20 protein-coding genes are annotated in these 22307 nt (G+C 39.5%); 12 read left to right on the top strand and 8 right to left on the bottom strand.

What is annotated here, in order from left to right; all coding sequences use genetic code 11:
• Positions 1-120 precede the first annotated feature (120 nt).
• Positions 121-3471: an autotransporter outer membrane beta-barrel domain-containing protein gene (locus AC27JL_RS10170; protein ID WP_487195553.1), complete on the bottom strand. Its 3351-nt coding sequence runs from the start codon at positions 3469-3471 to the stop codon at positions 121-123.
• A 191-nt stretch (positions 3472-3662) separates the two neighbouring features.
• Here AC27JL_RS10170 and AC27JL_RS10175 point away from each other — a divergent pair, with 191 nt between their 5' ends.
• Positions 3663-4994, top strand: coding sequence for a dicarboxylate/amino acid:cation symporter (locus tag AC27JL_RS10175; protein WP_008131535.1), 1332 nt, complete (start codon positions 3663-3665; stop codon positions 4992-4994).
• 77 nt (positions 4995-5071) lie between these two features.
• On the opposite strand, the gene sohB is transcribed toward AC27JL_RS10175, so the two are convergent.
• Together sohB and AC27JL_RS10185 are read right to left on the bottom strand one after the other, a co-directional pair.
• On the bottom strand, positions 5072-6088 hold the full coding sequence (gene sohB / locus AC27JL_RS10180) for a protease SohB (RefSeq protein ID WP_487195555.1): 1017 nt from the start codon (positions 6086-6088) through the stop codon (positions 5072-5074).
• A gap of 102 nt (positions 6089-6190) precedes the next feature.
• Positions 6191-8620 carry a VolA/Pla-1 family phospholipase gene (locus AC27JL_RS10185; protein WP_305471505.1) on the bottom strand — a complete coding sequence of 810 codons (2430 nt, stop codon included), beginning with the start codon at positions 8618-8620 and terminating at the stop codon, positions 6191-6193.
• Positions 8621-8826: 206 nt separating this feature from the next.
• Here AC27JL_RS10185 and AC27JL_RS10190 point away from each other — a divergent pair, with 206 nt between their 5' ends.
• Entirely contained in the window at positions 8827-9573 is a 747-nt protein-coding gene (locus AC27JL_RS10190) for a YciK family oxidoreductase (protein WP_006792162.1), read from the top strand.
• Positions 9574-9645: 72 nt separating this feature from the next.
• Here AC27JL_RS10190 and rluB read toward each other — a convergent pair whose 3' ends face one another.
• From rluB to AC27JL_RS10210, 4 genes are all read right to left on the bottom strand, one after another.
• Entirely contained in the window at positions 9646-10515 is an 870-nt protein-coding gene (gene rluB / locus AC27JL_RS10195) for a 23S rRNA pseudouridine(2605) synthase RluB (protein WP_006792163.1), read from the bottom strand.
• On the bottom strand, positions 10512-11102 hold the full coding sequence (gene scpB, locus AC27JL_RS10200; protein ID WP_006792164.1) for an SMC-Scp complex subunit ScpB: 591 nt from the start codon (positions 11100-11102) through the stop codon (positions 10512-10514). The genes rluB and scpB overlap by 4 nt, the downstream gene beginning before the upstream one ends.
• Before the next feature lie 148 nt (positions 11103-11250).
• Positions 11251-11772 carry an EF-hand domain-containing protein gene (locus AC27JL_RS10205; protein WP_487195556.1) on the bottom strand — a complete coding sequence of 174 codons (522 nt, stop codon included), beginning with the start codon at positions 11770-11772 and terminating at the stop codon, positions 11251-11253.
• Between the two features lie 218 nt (positions 11773-11990).
• Complete coding sequence (locus tag AC27JL_RS10210) at positions 11991-12422, bottom strand: hypothetical protein (protein WP_010557482.1); 432 nt, start codon at positions 12420-12422, stop codon at positions 11991-11993.
• Positions 12423-12662: 240 nt separating this feature from the next.
• Here AC27JL_RS10210 and xthA point away from each other — a divergent pair, with 240 nt between their 5' ends.
• From xthA to rlmA, 3 genes are read left to right on the top strand one after another with little or no spacing between them, the layout of a single operon-like run.
• Complete coding sequence (gene xthA, locus AC27JL_RS10215; protein WP_487195557.1) at positions 12663-13469, top strand: exodeoxyribonuclease III; 807 nt, start codon at positions 12663-12665, stop codon at positions 13467-13469.
• A 5-nt stretch (positions 13470-13474) separates the two neighbouring features.
• Positions 13475-14122 carry an energy-coupling factor ABC transporter permease gene (locus AC27JL_RS10220; RefSeq protein WP_039036863.1) on the top strand — a complete coding sequence of 216 codons (648 nt, stop codon included), beginning with the start codon at positions 13475-13477 and terminating at the stop codon, positions 14120-14122.
• On the top strand, positions 14119-14916 hold the full coding sequence (rlmA, locus tag AC27JL_RS10225) for a 23S rRNA (guanine(745)-N(1))-methyltransferase (protein ID WP_008131519.1): 798 nt from the start codon (positions 14119-14121) through the stop codon (positions 14914-14916). Before AC27JL_RS10220 ends, rlmA begins: the two co-directional genes overlap by 4 nt.
• A 16-nt stretch (positions 14917-14932) precedes the next feature.
• On the opposite strand, the gene yfbV is transcribed toward rlmA, so the two are convergent.
• Positions 14933-15379, bottom strand: a complete 447-nt coding sequence (gene yfbV, locus AC27JL_RS10230) for a terminus macrodomain insulation protein YfbV (RefSeq protein ID WP_006792170.1) — start codon at positions 15377-15379, stop codon at positions 14933-14935.
• 282 nt (positions 15380-15661) lie between these two features.
• Between yfbV and AC27JL_RS10235 the strand changes: the two genes are divergently transcribed.
• The 7 genes from AC27JL_RS10235 to AC27JL_RS10265 all read left to right on the top strand — a co-directional run bounded on the left by AC27JL_RS10235 (position 15662) and on the right by AC27JL_RS10265 (position 22303).
• The gene (locus AC27JL_RS10235; RefSeq protein ID WP_487195558.1) at positions 15662-16876 is read left to right on the top strand and encodes an acetate kinase; all 1215 of its coding nucleotides are present in this window, start codon (positions 15662-15664) and stop codon (positions 16874-16876) included.
• A 1-nt stretch (position 16877) separates the two neighbouring features.
• The gene (gene pta, locus AC27JL_RS10240) at positions 16878-19031 is read left to right on the top strand and encodes a phosphate acetyltransferase (protein WP_006792172.1); all 2154 of its coding nucleotides are present in this window, start codon (positions 16878-16880) and stop codon (positions 19029-19031) included.
• A 223-nt stretch (positions 19032-19254) separates the two neighbouring features.
• Entirely contained in the window at positions 19255-19641 is a 387-nt protein-coding gene (locus AC27JL_RS10245; protein WP_058428992.1) for an ACT domain-containing protein, read from the top strand.
• Between the two features lie 3 nt (positions 19642-19644).
• Complete coding sequence (locus AC27JL_RS10250; protein WP_487195559.1) at positions 19645-20142, top strand: PTS glucose transporter subunit IIA; 498 nt, start codon at positions 19645-19647, stop codon at positions 20140-20142.
• Positions 20143-20145: 3 nt separating this feature from the next.
• Positions 20146-20490: an ArsC family reductase gene (locus AC27JL_RS10255; protein ID WP_058428993.1), complete on the top strand. Its 345-nt coding sequence runs from the start codon at positions 20146-20148 to the stop codon at positions 20488-20490.
• Positions 20490-21617, top strand: coding sequence for a succinyl-diaminopimelate desuccinylase (gene dapE, locus AC27JL_RS10260; RefSeq protein WP_008131502.1), 1128 nt, complete (start codon positions 20490-20492; stop codon positions 21615-21617). Before AC27JL_RS10255 ends, dapE begins: the two co-directional genes overlap by 1 nt.
• Entirely contained in the window at positions 21617-22303 is a 687-nt protein-coding gene (locus tag AC27JL_RS10265) for a M15 family metallopeptidase (protein WP_487195560.1), read from the top strand. The genes dapE and AC27JL_RS10265 overlap by 1 nt, the downstream gene beginning before the upstream one ends.
• Positions 22304-22307: the final 4 nt, after the last annotated feature.

Here is a 22307-nt window from a genome sequence, read left to right on the forward strand (position 1 = left end):
AATAAACGAACAATTTTTGTTGCTAATTTAGACAAACTGGTGTTTTTAGAATAATTGCTGTGGAATATATAGAACACAAAGAAAAATGCCAACCTAAAGGTTGGCATTTTTTACGATAACTTAAACATCATCGAAAATTGTGATGCCTGTCGAGACCGTTTTACTGGCCCCTAGTTGGTTTTCAAATTCAAAAGTAATACTTAAAACCCCACTTGTTTGGTCGTTACCATCAGTCTCTCGTGAAATTAATACATCCGAGTACATCGGTTTATCTGTGTTGGTATTAGGTATTGTTTCACTGTGACTAATAATTGACAGATCGCCATTGCTCGTTGTTAAAGACACTACTGTGTTTGCAGGTAATGGATTACCAAATTCATCTGTGTAGTGAATACGAACAGCCATTGATGTTAAACCAATGTCCACGGTAAGTGTTTCAGGGTCTGTTTCGTCAGGGTCATTAGGGTCGAAATCTGGGTTAGCGATTTCAACATTGTTGACAGAAAGGTCTATTGCAGCAACATCACAACGCTCAGTTACGTCGGACTCTTCTAACTCTACAAAAGTTCTGTTACCAGATACTGAGCTTGAACAATCCGCAGGAACAAATACTTCAAATGGTGCTGGTAATGCATCCGTTTTAACCACAGAGAAACGTACATATGGTTCATCGCCTGACATAACTAACTCAATGTTTTTACGAACCTCAACCAACTCACGTGAACATTCGCCTGCAGCATTTGCAGCTTCGCTACATAATAAACCATTGTATAGGCCGTCAGCGGCATCGTAGATACCGTCGTTGTCTAAGTCACGCCACGTTTCGTTATGGCCACCACGCGAGTTTAACTCTGAACACGCATCTGATACAGGGTCGTAATCATCGCCGCGTGCATCACTACAATCCGCTTTATCAAAGCTGTTATTTTCGTTGTGGTCAATAAAGGCTTCAGGTAAATCGTAGCTAGCGTAGTACTCGCCAATATCAAATAAACCATTCGTACGCTTTATATCATCAGTTGATTGCTCATCAACAAAATTCTCTTGACCTTTAGTAACTGCAAGCACACTTACGCGCCCGCCCATTACTACGCCGTTTTCATCATTCTTAGCGCGTGTAATACCATTAATACACGGTGCAGCTGCGCCAAAATAAGGGTCACAGTTAATTTGGCCTGTTTTAGGGTTTATACCCTCAGTTGTAGACGCATTACCGTCAATATCGCCTATTCTGTTGCCCCATTTGTAATCTTCAAATGGGCGGTCACCTTGAGATCGCCATGTAACAACACAAGTTGCATCGGTTGTTTTACATGTTTCTTCGTTGCTTGAAGAACCAACCACACCGGCTTCTGAAAGCACTGTGGCTTCAACACCGTCGCCGTTGTAATTATTAAACTGGTCACCAAAAAATACAGTTAAATCGGTTATGATACCGTTGTAGTAAAGCGAGTTAGTGTTAAATGTTGTTGGGCTTAAATCAAAGCTGTTTTGGTCAGTTACACCCGAGGCAAGTGTAAGCTGAGCAGAAACAGAACTAATTTGCTCAGAAAGTGGGATCAGGTTTAATGTACCCTCTGGGCAAATTTCATTGCTAGGATCAGTTTGGCACAATTGGAAGTCATCAACCCAACACGTTAAATCATCACCTTCTGGAAGTGCTTTAACATCGTCTTTAGACACATAACATGCTTTCACAACTAAAGGCCCAGGCACAATACCTGACGTTACTGTCGTTTGTACCAAACCTTCGTTATCTGTGTTGCCACTGGTAAGCGTTAAATTTGCAGCGCCTACCGAATCTGTTAGTTTAAAGTCAATTCGTTGCTGAGAAGACGCTATATTGTCAGCATCTAAAAGTTTAAAAGTAACGATTGATTGAGTTGGTAGGCCACCTTCGCCTGGTGGAAGCGCAATAAATGTTTCGCTTACATCCACAAATTGAATAGACTGTACTGCAGAACTTTCCACGGGTATAACCGTTGATTCAGTAAAGTTTTGTCCGCCTGTTTCAACAGTGATAGTTACATCATCGTCAATGTTACACCCTGTTGCTCTGTAAGTTGCTGTAGCAATACCATTTGACGATTTTACGCTGTCATCAATGACTGACTCACCAGCAATCGCACAGGTAGAGCTAAATTCAACGTCAGTAGCCGTTAAGTATAAATTACCATCTTCGTCTGTAAGCGTTACTTCTATTACCGTACTACCGCCGGCTTTAAGCGGTATAACGCTACCGTCATCATTGGTGTTCAAGCCGTTATCAACGCTAAGCGTTAAATTTGCAATACCCACTGCAAAGTTTAAAGATGCACTTTCATCGAGAGCCGTTGCTGTAACGGTTCCTGCGCCACCAGTATTGCCCGGTTGCAGCTTCAATAATGCAATACCAAAGTTATCAGTTAAAGCAGTGCCCGATGAAGGTAAAATTGTACCTAAATTAGTTTCAATATTTACGAGTGCGTTTTTACTGCCTTCGCCACTTTGTTCATTAGTGACTTCTACAAATAGCTCACCCAATTCAGAAGATGAAATACTGTTGGTCACAGTACAACCAGATGCTGCAGATAAAGGGTCTAATTTAACATTACTGCGGTTATCATCCCAATCAGCGTTACAGCCTGTTAGTAGTTTGATAGCCACTGAAAATTGCGCCTCATCTTGCGCTGCACCATCACCGGATGAGTAAAAGACAGCTGTGTTGCTAACGCTCGTACCACTTGCTGGAGCGTAACTTGCTACAACTTGGCCAGCACCCGTTGCTACACCACTGCCCAATGTGACGCGAGCTTCGCCTGAATCATCAGTAATTGCCGTGCCAAGCTCTGGCGTTATAACGCCCGTAAAATTGGTATTAAAAGAAATGAGTTTATCCGCAACAGCAACACCATCTGATTTAAGTGTAGCAACAACAACACCAACGTTATCCGCAGTTACAGGGTTAGCACTGTTAAATTTATCACCATTTTGGTCAACAATTTGGACTTCTAAAGTTGTTGAGCCACTCACACCCGTGTCGTCACCTTGGCCACCTGTTGATTGAAATGCAAACGTGGCTGTATACGTTTCATCATCGCCATTGTAGGTGGCAGTAACTTCACCAGCGCCTGCCTCAGAGCCTGCACTTAACTCGATTGTTGCTATGCCATCGTTTTGTGTCAGGGCTGAATCAGGGTTTAAAACCCCTATATCGTCAGCCAACGTAAAGGTAATGCGTTTACCAGCAACAACAGCGCCATCATTGTCTTTTAGGGTTGCACGTAAATCTAATGACGCAGTATTCGTCACGCTATTTGATTTAGTTGCGTCTGCTTGAGAGTACCCTTGTAGCGTTAACGTATAAGTTGTTGTATCTGTGTCCGTATCAGTGTCACCAACTGTACCGCTTTTTTCAATTGATCCACCGCCACCACAGGCTGTGAGTAATAAACTGAGCAATAAAATGCCGAGTAGTCGCATTAAAGGCATGAACCTCTCCCTAGCGTTGTTATTATTAACAATATGTTGTTTACCTCATATTAACCTATAACTTAGTCTAAAATCACAGTTTTTTATTACTTTTTTGTACAAAAATATTTCGTGTAAATACTAATTTTTTCTGTAGTAAATAATTTCTTACTGGTAGTCTATGGCAAATTTATAAAAAGTAGATTCGGTGTATGTCAAAAATCGGTACGTTAAGTTTAACTACTCGCATCATGATTGGTATGGTGCTTGGTGTTACAGTTGGTTTTATATTTCAAGCAATCTTAGCTGGTCAAGACGATTATCTAATCCCTCTTGGATTATTCTCTTTGCCAATTAAAGCCTTTTTTGTTGACGGCATTTTTCATGTGGGTGGGCAAATATTTATTGCCAGCCTAAAAATGCTCGTTGTTCCTCTTGTTTTTGTGTCCTTGGTATGTGGTACCTGCAGCTTAAGTGACCCTAAAAAATTAGGCCGATTAGGTGGCAAATCGATTGGCTTGTATTTGATTACAACTGCAATCGCTATAACGGTGGCTATGACACTTGCCTTATTATTTAACCCAGGTGAAGGCATTGGCTTGCCATCTCAAGCAAGTTACGATGCGAAGGAAGCTCCGACCCTCGCTCGTGTTATTATTGATATGTTTCCAACCAACCCATTTGAAGCAATGGCAAAAGGAAATATGCTACAAGTAATTGTATTTGCATTGCTTTTTGGTATTGCTATGGCTTTAAGTGGCTCAGCAGGTAAACGTGTTGCAGCCGTTTTTGAAGATTTAAACACCGTTATCTTAAAGTTAGTAACGTTACTAATGAACATTGCCCCTTACGGTGTGTTCTTTTTAATGGCCAAACTATTTACTACGATCGAACTTAATTTGATTGTAAGCTTAGCTAAATACTTTGGTGTTGTTGTATTAGCGCTATTGTTTCATGCCTTTGTAAACTACACCTTATTATTAAAGCTCTTAACCGGCTTAAACCCTGCCACTTTCTTAGCAAAAATGAAACACACGTGTTTATTTGCCTTTAGTACATCAAGCTCTAGTGCAACCATGCCAATAACACTTGAAACTGCAACTAAAAAGTTAGGTGCTAGTAATTCTGTCGCATCATTTACTATTCCGCTAGGTGCAACTATTAACATGGACGGCACTGCAATCATGCAAGGTGTTGCTACGGTATTTATTGCACAGGTTTTTGCAGTTGATTTAACGGTATCGGATTACTTAATGGTAATATTAACAGCTACGCTTGCGTCTGTAGGAACGGCGGGTGTACCAGGCGTTGGTTTAATTATGCTAGCAATGGTGCTTAACCAAGTTGGTTTACCGGTAGAAGGTATCGCCATAATTATTGGTGTAGACAGACTATTAGATATGACTCGTACTGCTGTAAATGTTACAGGCGACTGTATGGTTACTTGCGCGGTTGCTAAAAGCGAAGGTGAGTTAGATGAAGCTATATTTAACGACCCTAACGCTGCAAAAGATTTAGAGGATTACCATAAGTCGATTGACTAATGGCCATGCAGTTTTAAAGCTATAAAAAAACCCTGATAGTTATCAGGGTTTTTTATGCGTAACACTTTATGCCGTACCTAAGGATTTAGTGATTTAAACTTAGACAGCAAGTTTATGCCTATTTTATTAACGCCACTACTTAATCCAAGCGCAAATTTATCGCTTAGTCCTTTTTTTACTTTGTATTTTATTTTGTATATTTGACGTTCGCTTTGCTGTTCAAGTAATGCATCGTCGCTTGTTTTAATTACGTCAACTAATCCTTTTTCTATTGCTTGCGTTGCAAACCAATGTTCACCCGTTGCAACTTGGTCTATATTTAAACTTGGGCGCTGTGAACTGACAAACGTTTTAAATAAATCATGAGTTTGTTCAATTTCATCTCTAAATTTTTCACGCGCTTTGTCTGTGTTTTCACCAAACAGTGTCAAGGTTCGTTTGAATTCTCCTGCGGTAATTTGTTCAAACTCAACATCATTCTTTTTCAAGATTTTATTAAAATTTGGAATTTGTGCTATCACACCAATTGAGCCAACTATTGCAAAAGGCGCTGCCAATATTTCATCAGCTACACAAGCCATCATGTAACCACCACTCGCTGCTACCTTATCGATTGACACACTTATTGGTATACCTGCCGATTTAATGCGTTGCAATTGCGATGCAGCAAGCCCATAACCATGGACTACTCCACCACCACTTTCTAAGCGAATGAGGACTTTATCTTTTTTAGGGTCTGCAATTGAAATAATTGCCGTAATTTCTTCTCTTAAACTTTCAACTTCATGTGCATCCATGCTGCCAATAAAATCAACAACATAAAGGCGAGGTTTTGAGCCTTCTTTATCTGACTTTTTGTCGAGCGCTTTTCGCTCCTTATCGTGCGCTTTAAGTTCTTTTTTACTTAATGTATTTTGTAAAAAATCCTCTTTAAGCTCACTCAACTGAGCCGACACATCATCAATTTGTATTTCACCCTTTTTTGCTTTTGGCTTCACAGCAGCGCCAACAAGCATCATTAAAATAACTCCTATCGCAATAACAAAGGTAACTGTTTTGGCGAAAAACAAACCGTACTCGTATAAAAATTCCAACTGGTTTCTCCGATTTTAAATTTACGCTAATTTATCATGCTTTTAAGCAAAAAAAAGCCACTTTAAAGTGGCTTTGTACTAGATATATTTTAGAGTGTATATTTAATCAGTAACAACATCACTGTTTGTTACTAATAACATACGACCGCGCGTTGCTAAATAAACAGCAACTTGCATTTGCATTTCAGCATTTGCAGCAGCACTCCCCTCTACAGTAGAAGACTGAGCAGCATCTTGAGCAGGTGTTAAAATAGAACCATGATGACCCTTAGAAAATTTAACTAAGTAGCTAGCCGGTGCTTCTGTCATTGCTTGCGTTGTACTTACCGTTTCTAATCCCATAAAGTTAGCAAGTGGAATTGTACCAGAAATAGGATTGTTAGCTGCCATTGGTGGAATAACTTGATCTGGCTTGTTTTCACCGCCGTCGCCCACTACAACATTCGTATAAACAGGTGTACCTAACGCTTGTACCGCCGCTGCGTAATTAGTTGGATCGCCACTGTCTAATGCTGTTTGAGAAGCAAACGCAAACTGCGTAAACACGCCTTGGATATTAGTAAGCTTAGCTGTTTCGCCTGCCGTTGTTATAGAAGTAATGTACTCGTTATAACCACACGTTAAATATGCTTCCATATCTGGCAACGCAGCACCACAGTTAGAAACAGCATCACCTTGCAAGAAGGCATTAAATTCATCAGCTTCAGTTGTACCAGCTTGAGAAAGTACAGAGCCTTGAATAAACGGACCAAATGCTGCTGATTCTAATAAGAAGCTAGCTATACCGCCGCCGCCACTTGCCAGAGCCACTGTATTTACATTAAATAATGGGTCAACAGTAGGCGCTAATGGATTATTAGCCTGTGCAATAAATGCAGGAGCAACAATAGAACCCAATGAATGTCCTATGTATGTTACATCTTGGCTGTTAATAGTTGCATCTTGTAAAAAGTTTAAGCCTAAACGTAAACCTAATAAATCAGCTGCTGATTGGCGTAAGCTATCACGAGCAACTAATAAAGAGCTTAAATTCATGTAGCTAAGTACTGAACCGGTCGTTGCATTAAAATCATCGTTGCCGTCACCGTCTACATCAACACCACGTTCACCATGGCGAGGGTGGTCTATTGCAACCGTTGCAAAACCTTGAATTGAAAGTTGAGCCGTTAGCGCAAGCATACTCTCTTTATTAGTTGTAATACCGTGTTGCATCATAACAACAGGCCAACCGCCTTCAGGCATCTCAATTGCTGGCAACTGTAACTGTGCACGTACACCGTTAATGATTGGTAAAATTGGCTTTGTTACCTGTACTGGTACGTTAGCCATACTTTGTACTTTAGGGATTGAGTTATATTTTGTTAAATGACGTGTGCTATCGATACCTAGGTCACGTAACTGTCCACCACTAAGCGCTGAACATAACCCATCATTTTCACTGATAGGATCAGTTGGGAATGCATCACCTGCAACCGCTTTGTAACCTTGAAGTGCTACAGCGTTATCACACATACCTTGCCAGTATGTATCGTTTAAATCGCTAATATCTGTGCCAGTTGGCGTACCAAGATACATAGGTAACATAATGCTACCTTTTTGATATTGAACGCCTGAAAACGCAGCAGATACTGTTACACCCTGAGATGCAAACACTTGTTGCACATTGACCATAGGTTGTTCAGGTACTTGCAATGCTGGTGTAGGCAAAGCATCGTTTTGTAAACTTGCAGCCAGTAAGTTTTTAATTGTGCCAAGTACTGGACCCGCTGACTGAATCGTCATCGCGCCAGAAAAAATAATATCTTCCTTTGAAATATCCCCAGAGCTCACAACTACGTTCTCGTAACTATTAACTGCACCTTGTAATGCAAGTTGAGAATCAGTAATTAATGGCGCTTCTTGCTTAACTAAGCCATAAGTAGATGACGGCGCAATAGAACGCCCCATAGAATCTTTAAGGCCTGTGGTTAATACATTGATGTACGAACTACCTGCTTTAAAAGGCTTAAGAGGGATAATAGCGACAGCATTTCCTGAAGCTTGAGTAACAAAATCAACACCGAATGTTAATTCACCAACAAGCTTACAAGCTGCACCAGCTGGAGCAACAGAACATTCTGCATCTGTCAGGCTTGCGCCCATTATTACTTCAAAAATTCTTACGCTACCAGGTGTTCCAGCTGACGCTTCGTCAAGTGAAACATTTGGTGGAAATGTCAAATCAACTTTATAAGGAACTTGAGACGACCAGCCGTCCAGTGCGCCTAATGCTAACTGAGGATCAGCATATGCAGCACGTGGGATAGATACATTGTCGTCATCTAATTCACCTGGGATATTTAAAGTACCATCTTGGGTACCGCTCATTAATAAATCATTGGGAACAGAAATTACACCGTTAGCTGGGTCAAAGCTAACCGTGGCCATAGGTACAACTGTAGCGGTTTCATTCTTAACATCTTCTAACGTTTCTCCGCCGCCACAACCTGCTAAAGCAGCAGTGACCGAGAGTGAAAGTAGCATTTTCTTCATATTGGTGACTCCGAACATATTTTATTTTTATAGTGTGTTTAATCAGTGTATCAAGTTAAAACAATGTAATCAGATTATTAATGAGACATTAGACCAGTTAAACTTAACGTAAAGTTTCTTTTTTCGCCACCTAATTTTTCAATAAATTCGATTACTTGTCGAATTGCTATGTTAAAATCAGAAAAAATCTATCAATTGGTACTTTTATGCACACTTATCAAGCAGCTGAAAATGCATTAAACGATAAAGTTATTTTAATCACTGGCGCAGGAGATGGTATTGGCCGGGTAGCAGCCATTACTTATGCAAAGCATGGTGCGACTGTCATTTTATTGGGTAAAACAACAAATAAACTTGAATGCGTATACGATGAAATTGTGAATGCAGGTTACCCAAAACCTGCGATTGTGCCAATGGATTTAAAAGGCGCAACAAAACAAAATTATCGTGATCTTGCTGCAACTATTGAGAATCAGTTTGGTCGTTTAGACGGGCTTTTAAATAATGCTGGCATATTAGGCTCTCTAGGGCCACTAGAACATTTTTGTTCATCTACGTTTGAGAACATCATGAAAGTTAACGTGACAGCTCAAGCAATGATCACCAAAGCATTATTCCCCGTGATGCGTAAATCAGACAATGCTTCTATTGTTTTCACTTCATCTGGTGTTGGTCGTAAAGGCCGTGAGTTTTGGGGACCCTATGCCATCTCTAAGTTTGCAGTTGAAGGTATGATGCAAACGTGGGCTTGTGAAGTAGGTAAAACCAACATTCGCGTAAACTGTATTAATCCAGGTGCTACACGCACATCTATGCGCGCATCGGCATACCCTGGTGAAGATAGGGATAAGTTGGCAACACCTGAAAGCATTATGCCGACCTATTTATATTTAATGAGTGATGATTCAATTGCAGTCAATGGCGAGTCATTAGACGCACAAATAAAAAAGTAACAGCTGTTTACTTTTATTAACCTCAATAAAAAAGCCGCAAATAATGCGGCTTTTATACAAAACGTCAAAATATCACTTACGCTTAGTCGACTTAACACGTTGGTTGTGCTTTTTAACCGCTTTACGAATTTGATTAATTTTAGCGCGTTTATCTTTGCGTTTTTCAGGCATAACTGAAAGTTTAGTTTGCGTTTCACGACCTAACTTAACCGTTTTACGCAAGTAGTTAACGGTTTCTAAGTCGTATTCAACCCAACCACCTTGTGGCACACGCTTATCTAGCTCTAGCTTACCGTAACGAATACGGATAAGACGCGACACTTCAACGTCTTGAGATTGCCATAAACGACGAACTTCGCGGTTGCGCCCTTCGTTTAACGTCACATTAAACCAGCGGTTAATCCCTTCACCACCTAGCGGTTTTATATTTGTGAATTTTGCTGGACCATCTTCAAGCTCAACACCACGCATCAGGTTTTTAAGTGTCTCGTTTGTTACTTCACCAAACACACGCGAAGAATATTCACGCTCTACTTCATAACTTGGGTGCATTAAACGATTGGCTAATTCACCATCGTTGGTAAACAACATTAAGCCTGACGTATTCACATCCAGTCGGCCTACAGCTATCCAACGATCGCCATCAATACGAGGAAGTCTGTCAAATACAGTACGACGACCTTCAGGGTCTTTACGTGTACTCAACTCTCCCTCGGGTTTGTTGTACATAATTACACGGCAAATTCTGTCAGCTTTTTCTTCAATTTTTACGGTATGACCGTCAACACGAATTAAATCGGTTTCTTCAACGCGGTCACCGAGTTTAGCTACTTTGCCATTAACACTAACACGGTTAGCGTCAATGTATTTTTCCATTTCACGACGCGAGCCTACACCAGCTCTGGCTAGGACTTTTTGTAACTTTTCACCTTGTATATTCATTCGGATGGTTCTCTCACAGAAGGATCACTTAATAACTGGTTTATTTTACTTTCTTGTTGCGCAGGTAACGCAGGTAAGTTTTCTAAACCCGTTAATGAAAAATAATCTAAAAATTGTTTAGTAGTGGCGTATAAAGCGGGCTTACCCGGTACTTCTTTGTGCCCTACCACTTTCACCCACTCTCTTTCGAGTAAGGTTTTAATTATATTCGAACCCGTTGTTACACCTCTTACTTGCTCTATTTCACCACGCGTAATGGGTTGACGATAAGCAATAAGTGATAATGTTTCCAATAAAGCACGTGAGTATTTAGGAGCTCGTTCTTGCCATAGGTTACTCAACCAAGGGCTCAAACTACTACACGCCTGAAATCGATAACCACTACCAACTTCAACAAGGCGAATACCACGGGTTTGAAAGTGTGTTTGTATTGTTTCTATAGCATCGTTTATACGTGACATAGAAATTGCAATATCCACTAAAACAGTGTCTTTAATATGGCGTTTACTTATGGGTTTGTCTGCAACAAAAATCGCAGCCTCAATGATTTCAACCAACTGCTCATCACTAATTCGCCGCCCAGCCATATACACTCTTAATAAATAAAAATACACAGCCATCTATTATGACAGAACAACCACTAACTAGGAAAATATATCTGGCAATTATCTAAAATTAGCCATAAAAAAAGCCAGTTAAAATAACTGGCTTTGATTTTTATGTTCTGAATTTTAATTAGCTGTGTTTAATTGACTCTAACGCTTCGCCTTCAGCTACAGATTTACCATATTTATTTATGTAGCCCACAAACTCATTTTTACTAATTCGCTTGTCTTCGTTTTTGTCCATATAACCAAAGTGATTTGAAATATCGTCGTCATTGCCTTCAACAACTGATATATACCCATTACTATCGTTATCTAAACTGGCAAAACTACTTTCAATTTTGTCAAATTTTGCAATTTCAGCTTTAAAGGCTGATTCACTTACATCACTATCGGTTGCAACCTTGCCAGTGTTTAACTGCATGTAAGCATTAAATTCTTTACGACTAATTTCTTCATCCATATTGGTGTCGATATTTGAAAAGTGACCCCAAATATTATCGTCGTCAGCTTCAACTTTTGAAATAAAACCATCACTGTCGTTGTCTAGGCTTGCAAAGTCGCTGTCTATTTTATCAAGACCTTGATTAGATGCGCAGGCTGCTAAACTTAATGTTGCTAGAATAGTTGTTGCTAATGTTAACTTTTTCATAAGACGTGTCCTTCGTTGTTAATAAATGTCACAACAACTAATACAAGTCTGGTGCCAAAATAAAATAAATATAAATTTCAACACTTTATAATGCACCCGTATATTTTTCACTCTATTTTCAATACATTAGCCTTGAAACCTTTTCAACCGACCTTGTAAATTTTGCAAAAAAAAGCCCAGCTATAAAAGCTGGGCTCTCATTAATTTTGTCGTGCTAATTAAATTGCAGCGTTTTGATAACGCTTAACAAAGTCAGTAACTTTCTGACCGTTACATTTAAGCGAATTTAAGTTACCTATTTTTTGGCGTACTGGCGCTAAACCTTGCTTTAATGCAGTCATACATAATTGAGTTTCTTGTTGAGCATCTTTAGCAAACACTTCTACTTTGTTTTCAATTATGTTGTTTGTTGAATCTTTCTTTGCAATATCACGAATATCTTGGCCGTTACACATGATGCTTTGTGAGAAGCGTGATAAGTATACATTGTGCTTAGCTGCTAATTTACGTGCTGCAGAAAAACCTTCGTTTGCGCTTAATACACACAGCTTAGACTCAATAGAGCTGTCTTGGCTGAAGTAAGTGTTACTTTGAGCTGAAACAGAAGAAGATGCTAATAATGTTGCCGCTAAAAATAATTGTGCTTTCATGAGAGATCCTATGTGAACGAGTTTGCCAATGAATTTGCGCGCATTATATAGCCAATTTATTGCAGATCAATTGAATTTTTTATTTATTTTATAAATTAATACAACATTAACAATGTTTAAACTTTCACCACCATTTGATCAACATTTGCGCAGCTATTTTGTCATTTCAGACATGTTATGTAAGCTAAATTACTGATACAATTTGCTATCAAAATGAGAACAAATTTAAAGGTAAATCGAATGAAGGTGATTTCTTTCAATATCAATGGTCTGCGTGCTCGTCTTCACCAATTACAAGCTGTTATTGATAAACATCAACCGGACGTAATTGGCTTGCAAGAGATTAAAGTTCATGATGAAGCGTTTCCATTAGACGATGTTCAAAAAATGGGGTACCACGTCTACTTTCACGGTCAAAAAGCACATTACGGCGTAGCTATGTTATGCAAAAAAGAGCCAAAATCGGTCTTAAAAGGGTTTGCTACCGACACTGAAGAGTCGCAAAAGCGCATGATCAGTGTCACTATTGAACAAGATAACGGTCGCGACATTACCGTTATGAATGGTTATTTCCCGCAAGGCGATAATATCAATCACGAAACCAAATTCCCCTATAAACGTCAATTTTATAAAGATTTGATGACACATCTAGATACAAACCTCACTCCCGATCAGGATGTAGTTGTTATGGGCGACATAAATATATCACCTACAGATTTAGACATAGGTATTGGTGAGGTCAACGCTAAACGCTGGCTAAAAACAGGTAAGTGCTCTTTCCAACCAGAGGAACGTCTATGGCTATCAACACTTTTAGATTGGGGATTTAAAGATACCTTCAGAGAACTCTATCCTGATGTTAACGATCAATACTCATGGTTTGATTACCGCTCTAAAGGCTTTTTAGATAATCGCGGTCTGCGAATTGATGTTGTACTTGCAACTCAATCACTTGCTGAGCGTTGTCTTGACTCAGGAATTGACTATGAGCTGCGTGCAATTGATAAACCATCAGATCATGCGCCAATTTGGTCTACGTTCAAGTAGCTATAATGTTAAACACTGAAATACAAGGGCTGATGTGGGTCCTTGTACTTGCTATTGCGATTTTTAGTTTCGACAAAAACACATATAAATCGCTTTATAAAACGTCTGCTAGGCAAACCGGTGTATTAGCCTGTGCGCTTGTATTTGCACTACTGTGGCGTATTAAAGCCGGTATTTTAACTGGCCTTGACCTGCACATACTTGGTATTACTGCAGCCACCTTAATATTGGGCTGGCGGCTAGCCATTTTGAGTAGCCTACTGGCAAGTGCCTTGTTGTTTTCATTTGGGCAGGTTAGTTTTAACCTTTTACCTGTACAAATACTTATTGGCGCTTTTATTCCCATATTATTGAGTTATTTAAGTTTTGTTGTGTGCTATCACTATTTACCAAAGCATTTTTTTGTTTATATATTTGTTTGTGCCTTCATAACAGCTGGGTTTATAGCGTGCATAAAAATATCTTTAGGTGCCCTCTTTTATTTCTCTTTAGGTCAGTATAATTGGCAAGAACTTGCCGACAATTACGTTTATTTAAGTGCTATAATTTGGTTTCCAGAAGCCATGTTGAACGGAATGGCCATCACCATTTTAATTACATACCGTCCCCACTGGGTTAAAACTTTTTACGACAAGGATTACCTAGACTCATGAGTCTTGAATATCAATGCCCTTTATGTAGCAAATCGCTAACAAAAACTCAAAATACACTGCGTTGTGAAAGCAACCATAGTTTTGACTTTGCCAAAGAAGGCTACGTTAACTTACTACCTGTTCAAAACAAAAACTCTAAACAACCCGGTGACTCGCTTGAAATGGTGCAAGCAAGGCGCACATTTTTAGAGCAAGGTTTTTATGCTTTCTTACAACAAGCACTTAGCGATATAACAAGTACTATAAAAGGTAATAATATTATTGATTTAGGGTGCGGTGAAGGGTTTTACACCCACGCTATTGCTAATAATACTCAGGCGCAAGTTTATGGTGTAGATATTTCAAAGTCAGCTATAAAATACGCCGCTAAACGTTACCCCAACTGCAGCTTTAGCGTTGCCTCAATCAGTCAAGCCCCTTTTAAAGAAGGGTTTGCTGATATTCTTATAAGTGTATTTGCACCTTTATTTACTAAAGAGCTTGATAGACTCGCTAAACCTAATGCTACGCTTGTCGTGGCCAGCCCAGGGCCATGGCATTTAAAAGAGTTAAAAGCTTATATTTACCAATCAGTAAGCGAGCATACGAAAGTAGATGTGCCTGAAGGTTTTACAGAAACTCACCAAGATTTGATCACTCAACAGGTAACACTGAGTATTAACGATGTTAGAAACCTGATAATGATGACACCGTTTGCGTGGAAATTTAGACCTGAACACTGGGAAACACTAGAAGAGAAAGGTGAACACCATGTCACCTTGTCGTTTTATATAACGCAATTTCAAAAAGCGTGATTAGTGGAATCATTTATTAAAACTGTTCCTTAGTGAACGCTTTATCCATTTTTTCAAACATATCTTTAAGTAAAGTTGCAAGCTCCAAATACCGGGGCTTTTTTTCACTTAACTTAGCTTGATAACCATTAGCAACCATTTTTGTATGAAGCTCTTTGTACCAACTTAGCATGGCTGGGTCTAATGGGGTTTGTGCTCGTTTACCCAACCACAATAAACCTTGTAGAGGTAAAGATAAGAAAAACAATGCACTGGCAATCGCTTGTGGTAAAAAATCAGGGCCAAGGTAGTTGAGTTGAAAAAATAATGTCAACATAGCAAGAATGGGCATAACAGTAATGGCAAGTTCTGTTGCTCTAATTACCCTAAACTCACTAAACAATGGAGCTAACTCTTTTCGCATTGGCCATTGTTTTGCGTACTGTCTACCAATTTGAACTTGTGACATCACACTTTTTTGCATCATGACTCCTCACAATTACTAAATTCAATATATAAATTAGCTCGTATTTTACAAAGTGTAACACAAATACGGCGGGTTTCACTTAATCAGTAAAAGTGCTTAATTATGCTGTTAAATTGTGCAAAATACTAAACTAAATACATCAAATAGTTTAAAATATAAAACTTATTCATGGGTCTAACGACCTTGTTTATAATATCTTTAGCCTTTTAATTAAGACCTGAGTGTAACAGTAAATAATTAATGTTCACTTACTAAACTTTATTTATGGAAATTATATCTATGCCAACACCCGCTCCTAAGTCACAACATGTTTTAGTATTAAACTGTGGTAGCTCAAGTTTAAAGTTTGCCATTATTGATGCAAACACCGGCCATGAAATTATATCGGGCTTAGCAGAGCGACTAGGTGCAGCAACTCCGTCGGTAAAGTATAAATACAAAGGTGATAAAACACTTATTGATTTAGCACCAGAGCAAGCTCACGCTGAGGCTATTAATACGCTAGTAACGTTAATAAAAGATCACAAACTAGATGAACAGCTAATTGCTGTTGGTCATCGTGTTGTTCACGGTGGCGAGCACTTTACCAAATCAGTATTAATTAATGATAAAGTTATTGAAAGCATAACCCAGGCTGCAACACTTGCACCGCTTCATGGTCATGCCAACTTGCTGGGTATATCTTCAGCGCAAGACTCGTTTAAAGGCTTACCTCAAATTGCCGTATTCGATACGGCTTTTCACCAAACTATGGATAAGGTCGCATACCTTTATGCGCTACCTTACAATTTATATACCGAGTTTGGTGTTAGACGTTATGGCTTTCATGGTACGAGCCATTTTTATGTTGCCGGGCAAACAGCAAAACTACTTAACCAACCTATTGAAAAAAGTAATTTTATTAGTGCTCATTTGGGGAATGGCTGTTCTGTATGTGCGATTAAAAATGGTAAGAGTGTCGATACAAGTATGGGCCTAACCCCACTTGAAGGGTTAGTAATGGGTACTCGCAGTGGCGATATTGATCCAGGTTTATTTAACTTTTTAACGACACAACTAGATTATAGTGCGCAACAAATAGATGACTTACTTAATCAAAAAAGTGGCTTGTTAGGCATTAGTGAACTTTCTAACGATTGCCGTACCATTGAAGAAGCTGCTATGGCGGGAAATCAACAAGCAGCATTAGCACTCGAAATGTTTTGCTATCGTTTATCTAAGCAAATTGCGTCGTACATGGTGCCTTTGCAGCGTCTTGATGCGCTTATTTTCACCGGCGGTATTGGAGAAAACTCAGATATAATCCGTAAAAAAGTGATCACTCAACTTGGATTTTTAGGTATGGAATGTGACACGCAAGCAAATTTAGATGCTCGTTTTGGTCAACAAGGTGTAATTAGCACTGAGCAATCTCGTATCAAAACTGTCGTCATGCCCACGAATGAAGAATGGGTTATCGCCCTCGACTCTGCAAATATTGTTAAGGAGCTATAATATGGCACACCGTATTATGTTAATACCGATTTCTACGGGAGTTGGTTTAACATCTGTTTCCGTCGGGCTTGTGCGTGCGCTTGAGCAAAAGGCGGTAAAAGTTAATTTTTTCAAACCTATTGCTCAACCGCGCTCTGGCGAAACCGGTCCAGAAAAATCGACACAAATAATAAAGCAAGGCTCCCCTATTGACCCACCAACACCGTTTGCATTGGATTACGCAGAGCAAATGATTGGTGATGCAAAGGGCGACGACTTATTAGAAGAAATTGTTGAGCGCTTTGAAAGTAAAATTAACGACGATGAAGTAGCCATTATTGAAGGCATGGTTCCGACTCGTAAACAACCTTATGCAGGGCGCGTAAACCGTGAAATAGCGCAAACACTCGGTGCCGATATTGTATTTGTATTAACGCCTGGTAACGATAATATTACCCAGCTGGAAGATCGTCTTGAGATTGCAGCTGGTAATTATGGTGGTATTGACCACCCGCGTGTATTGGGCTGTATTTTTAATAAAGTAAATGCCCCTCTAGATGAAGAAGGCAGAGCACGCGCCGATTTAGTCGACTCTTACAAACCTGATGAAGTAGATAACGAACTAAACCGTTTAGCATCACTGCCAATTTTTAGAAAAAACCCATTTATGTTACTTGGTGCAATACCATGGGATTTTGATTTAGTCGCACCACGTGTGAAAGACCTAAGTGCGTATTTAAAAGCCACAATTATTAACGAAGGTGACATGCTGCATCGACGTCTGCGTCGTATCACATTTTGTGCACGTACAGTGTCTAATATTTTAAACCACTTTACACCAGGTGCACTATTAGTTACTCCTGGCGATCGCTCTGATATTTTAGTAGCTGCGTGTTTATCGGCAATGAATGGTACAAAAATTGGGGCAATACTACTCACCGGTGGTTTTATGCCAGAACAGCGTATTATGGCGCTGTGCGAACAAGCAATGCAAACGGGCCTCCCAATTTTAGCAACAGAAGCCGATACATGGAGAACATCGTTGTTACTTCATAACTTTAATATGGAAGTGCCAAGCGATGATGACCAACGTATAGAAAAAGTGAAAAGCCACAATGCTGAATATATTGACTCAGATTGGCTTAACTCACTGGCAAAAAATGTGGGGAAAACACGTAAACTCTCACCACCTGCTTTCAGATACTTACTTACAGATAAAGCCCGTAAAGCAGGCAAAACGGTTGTTTTACCTGAAGGCAACGAACCTAGAACTATTAAAGCGGCTGCTATCTGTGGGCAACGCGGTATAGCAAAAACCATTTTATTAGGTGATCGCGAAGAAATAATGCGTATTGCTGAGCAACAAGGTATAGAGCTCAACGAAAATGTAAGTATTGTAGAACCAAGCAGCATCATTAATGATTATGTCGAGCCTATGGTCGAAATCCGAAAAAGCAAAGGTCTCACTGCTGTTGTAGCGCAAGAACAATTACTCGATAATGTTGTACTGGGTACTATGATGCTTGAACAAGGCAAAGTTGACGGACTTGTCTCAGGAGCAGTTAACACAACCGCTAATACAATTAGACCGCCATTACAGCTCATCAAAACGGCCCCGGGCTCATCGCTTGTATCGTCGGTATTTTTTATGTTATTGCCTGATCAGGTACTCGTTTACGGAGACTGTGCAATTAACCCAGATCCAAATGCTGAGCAACTTGCTGACATTGCGATTCAATCAGCTGACTCAGCTGCAGCTTTTGGTATAGAGCCCCGTGTTGCCATGATCAGCTACAGTACAGGTACATCTGGTACAGGAGCCGACGTTGAAAAAGTGCGAGAGGCAACCAAAATAGCTCAACAAAAACGTCCCGATTTGATTATTGATGGTCCCCTTCAGTACGATGCAGCAATAATGGAAAACGTCGCGCTTAAAAAAGCACCAAATAGCCCCGTAGCGGGTAAAGCAACGGTGTTTATTTTCCCTGATTTAAATACCGGTAATACAACCTATAAAGCCGTGCAAAGAAGCGCAGACCTCATCAGTATTGGGCCAATGCTTCAAGGTATGCGTAAGCCAGTCAACGATTTAAGCCGTGGCGCATTAGTTGATGACATTGTGTACACAATCGCACTTACCGCTATTCAAGCAGCGCAAGTCGAAGCACTTAATTAAAGGCTTTAATTAACATGTGCTTTTTATAGCCTAGCTAATTTCTAATTATAAATTAGTTAGTTAGGCTATTTATACCTTTCAACTCCCATAGTTATCCACAGAAATTGTGGGTAAGTTTAAGTAGCTCATATTTTGCAGCTTAGTTACGGTGAGTTACCGCTTTAATTTATCTTTGATAATCTATACTATTAATAAATCGTCTTTGCTGTACCGCAGGTTTTTAATGTCAAAACAAACATTACAATTACACAGCACTATTTTGTCTATACATAGTTTAGATATTGATGCTGATATCCCTGCTGCTTTGTTAAAACTTCCGTTGTTTTTTATCTCAAAAACCCATGACGAACTATCAATTGTATGCCCCAGTAGTTTTGAATTACACAGCCTGGATACAGAATCTGATTGGCAAGCACTAGAAGTTATTGGTCCTTTAGGGTTTTCGTTAACAGGAATTATGGCTAATATCTCTGGCGTGTTAGCTAAAGCACAAATATCTATCTTCTCTATCTCAACTTACGATACTGATTACATACTTGTAAAAAAACAAACAGCAGCCCAGGCAATCAAAGCACTAAAAAAAGATGGCTATAATGTGGTGACAAACTAATTTATGAAAGCACAATCAATAGAGCTTATTGCACAAAATAAAATCCCCCGTGATGCTATTAATATCACCAGTCCTTTTACGGGAAAGGTAGTAGAATTAAGTAATCATCCAGAGCCTTTGTTCAGTTTTGGTACACTTGGCCCCGGTGTTATGGTGCAAGCAACCAGTCATAAAATTTTAGCCCCCTTTGATGGGGTTTTACTGCAGGTTAAAAACGCAGGAACTGAATTTATTTTGCAGGCTAAAAATGGTTTAAAAATACTCATTAATTTAACCTTACCTGCCTCTGCAGCAATTACGCATACCCATATAGCCCAGTTAAATGGCAGCCAAGTACTCAAAGGCCAACGACTTGCTTATTTTGACCTAAGAGAATTAGACTCCCCCATGCTAGGAAGTTTAATATTACTTAATGGTCACAACCTGGGCACATTTCATTATTCACACCTGCATGTAAAAGCAGCTGAAGACACCTTATTAACTATTATTAAAAAGAAGTAACTTATGATCACTCTTTACGGAATTAGTAACTGCGACACAATTAAAAAAGCTAAAAAATACCTTACAGATAATAATATTGAGTTTACCTTTCACGATTACCGCAAAGAGGGTGTTAATGAACAAATGGTCGCTGAATTTGCTGATAAATTAGATTGGGAACAATTAGTCAATAAACGTGGAACTACATACAGAGCTCTAAGTGACGAGCAAAAACAAAATTTGACTAAGCAAAATGCTATTCAATTATTAGTTCAGCAGCCCGCTATGATAAAGCGACCAGTATTAGTTAACGGTACTGACTTTTATTTAGGCTTTAAGGTCGCGCAATACGATGAGATTTTTAAATAATGAATGAAGTAATTGCACTTGCACAAGCCTTGATACAGCGTGAATCTGTCACCCCAGAAGATGCCGGCTGTCAACAAATGATGAACGAACGCCTCGAAGCGATCGGCTTTAATATAGAGTCACTATTTTTTACTGATACATTAAATACTTGGGCGCGTAAAGGCGACCAGTCGCCGCATTTTTGTTTCGCAGGACACACAGATGTAGTGCCTACGGGTCCGGCAAAAAACTGGCAGCACCCACCATTTTCAGGGCTGGTAGAAAATGGTTTATTGCATGGTCGAGGAGCTGCCGACATGAAAGGCTCGCTTGCTGCCATGATTGTAGCTACTGAGCGTTTTGTAACTAAATACCCGAACCATAAAGGATCAATTTCTTTTTTGATCACTTCTGATGAAGAAGGACCATTTATAAATGGAACCACCCGAGTTATTGATACACTAGAATCTCGCGGTGAAAAAATTGATATGTGTTTGGTTGGCGAACCTTCATCTCGGGATGTCTTAGGTGATGTAGTTAAGAATGGCCGACGCGGCTCGCTTACCGGATTCTTAAAAGTTAAAGGTATTCAAGGTCATGTTGCCTATCCTCACCTAGCTCAAAACCCTATTCATCTAGCCACTGAAGCATTAACAGAGCTTAGCCAAACCCAGTGGGATAAAGGAAATGATTTTTTTCCGGCAACCAGCTTTCAAATATCAAATATTAACGGCGGCACAGGTGCAGGTAATGTGATCCCAGGTGAGCTAGATGTGCAATTTAATTTTAGATTTAGCACCGAAGTCACACATCAACAATTACAACAGCGTGTAATCGACATTTTACAAAAACACAACTTAAACTACGAGTTAAACTGGATTGTAAATGGTCTCCCATTTATTACAGAACATGGTCCACTTGTTGACGCAACCGTTAATGCTATTGAGTCTGTGACAGGATTAGCAACCAATTTAGAAACCACGGGGGGAACCTCTGATGGTCGCTTCATTGCTCAAACCGGTGCTAAAGTCATTGAGCTTGGGCCTCGTAATGCCACCATTCACAAAGTAGATGAGTGCGTAAGTACAGATGACTTAATTAAACTCACCGACATTTACGAGCAAATACTTGAGCAATTGTTAACCTAATGACTGATTTACAAGTACCCACGATAGCGTGTGTCACAGGGCAAAGTGATACACATTTAACTAAAATACAAAGCCATCGTTTGCATAGCGCTATCACTGTTGATTTTATAGCGCTACAAAATGCAGCTAAACAAGCTGGGTTTGACTTAACTATTGCATCAAGCTTTAGGGATTTTGAACGTCAGGCGCTCATTTGGAATAACAAATTTTCAGGACAAAGGCCTGTTTATAATTCACAACAAAAGGTTGTTGATTTAACGAACTTAAATGACATTGATAAGTGTATTGCAATTATGCGTTATTCAGCTTTACCTGGGGCAAGTAGGCACCATTTTGGTACCGATTTGGATGTATATGACAAAGCCAGTGTTAGTGACGATTATCAACTGCAGTTATCTCCTCATGAATATGAGAAAAACGGTCCCTTTTCACCATTGAGTGAATGGCTCAGTATTCACCTTGAGAAATTTGGTTTTTATCGGCCTTATCGCGAAGATTTAAACGGGGTAGCTCCTGAACTTTGGCATATTAGTCACATTAAGCAATCACAATTGCTTAGTATTCAACTAACTGAAAGTGCTTTACGAAAATGCATTGAAAACAGTGAACTACTTGGTAAAAGTGCCGTATTGGCGCACTTACCTTCACTTTATAAGCGCTTTGTGACCAACGTTAGTCCACCGTAAAAGA

The organism is Pseudoalteromonas sp. 4NS20-0020 (assembly GCF_057554385.1).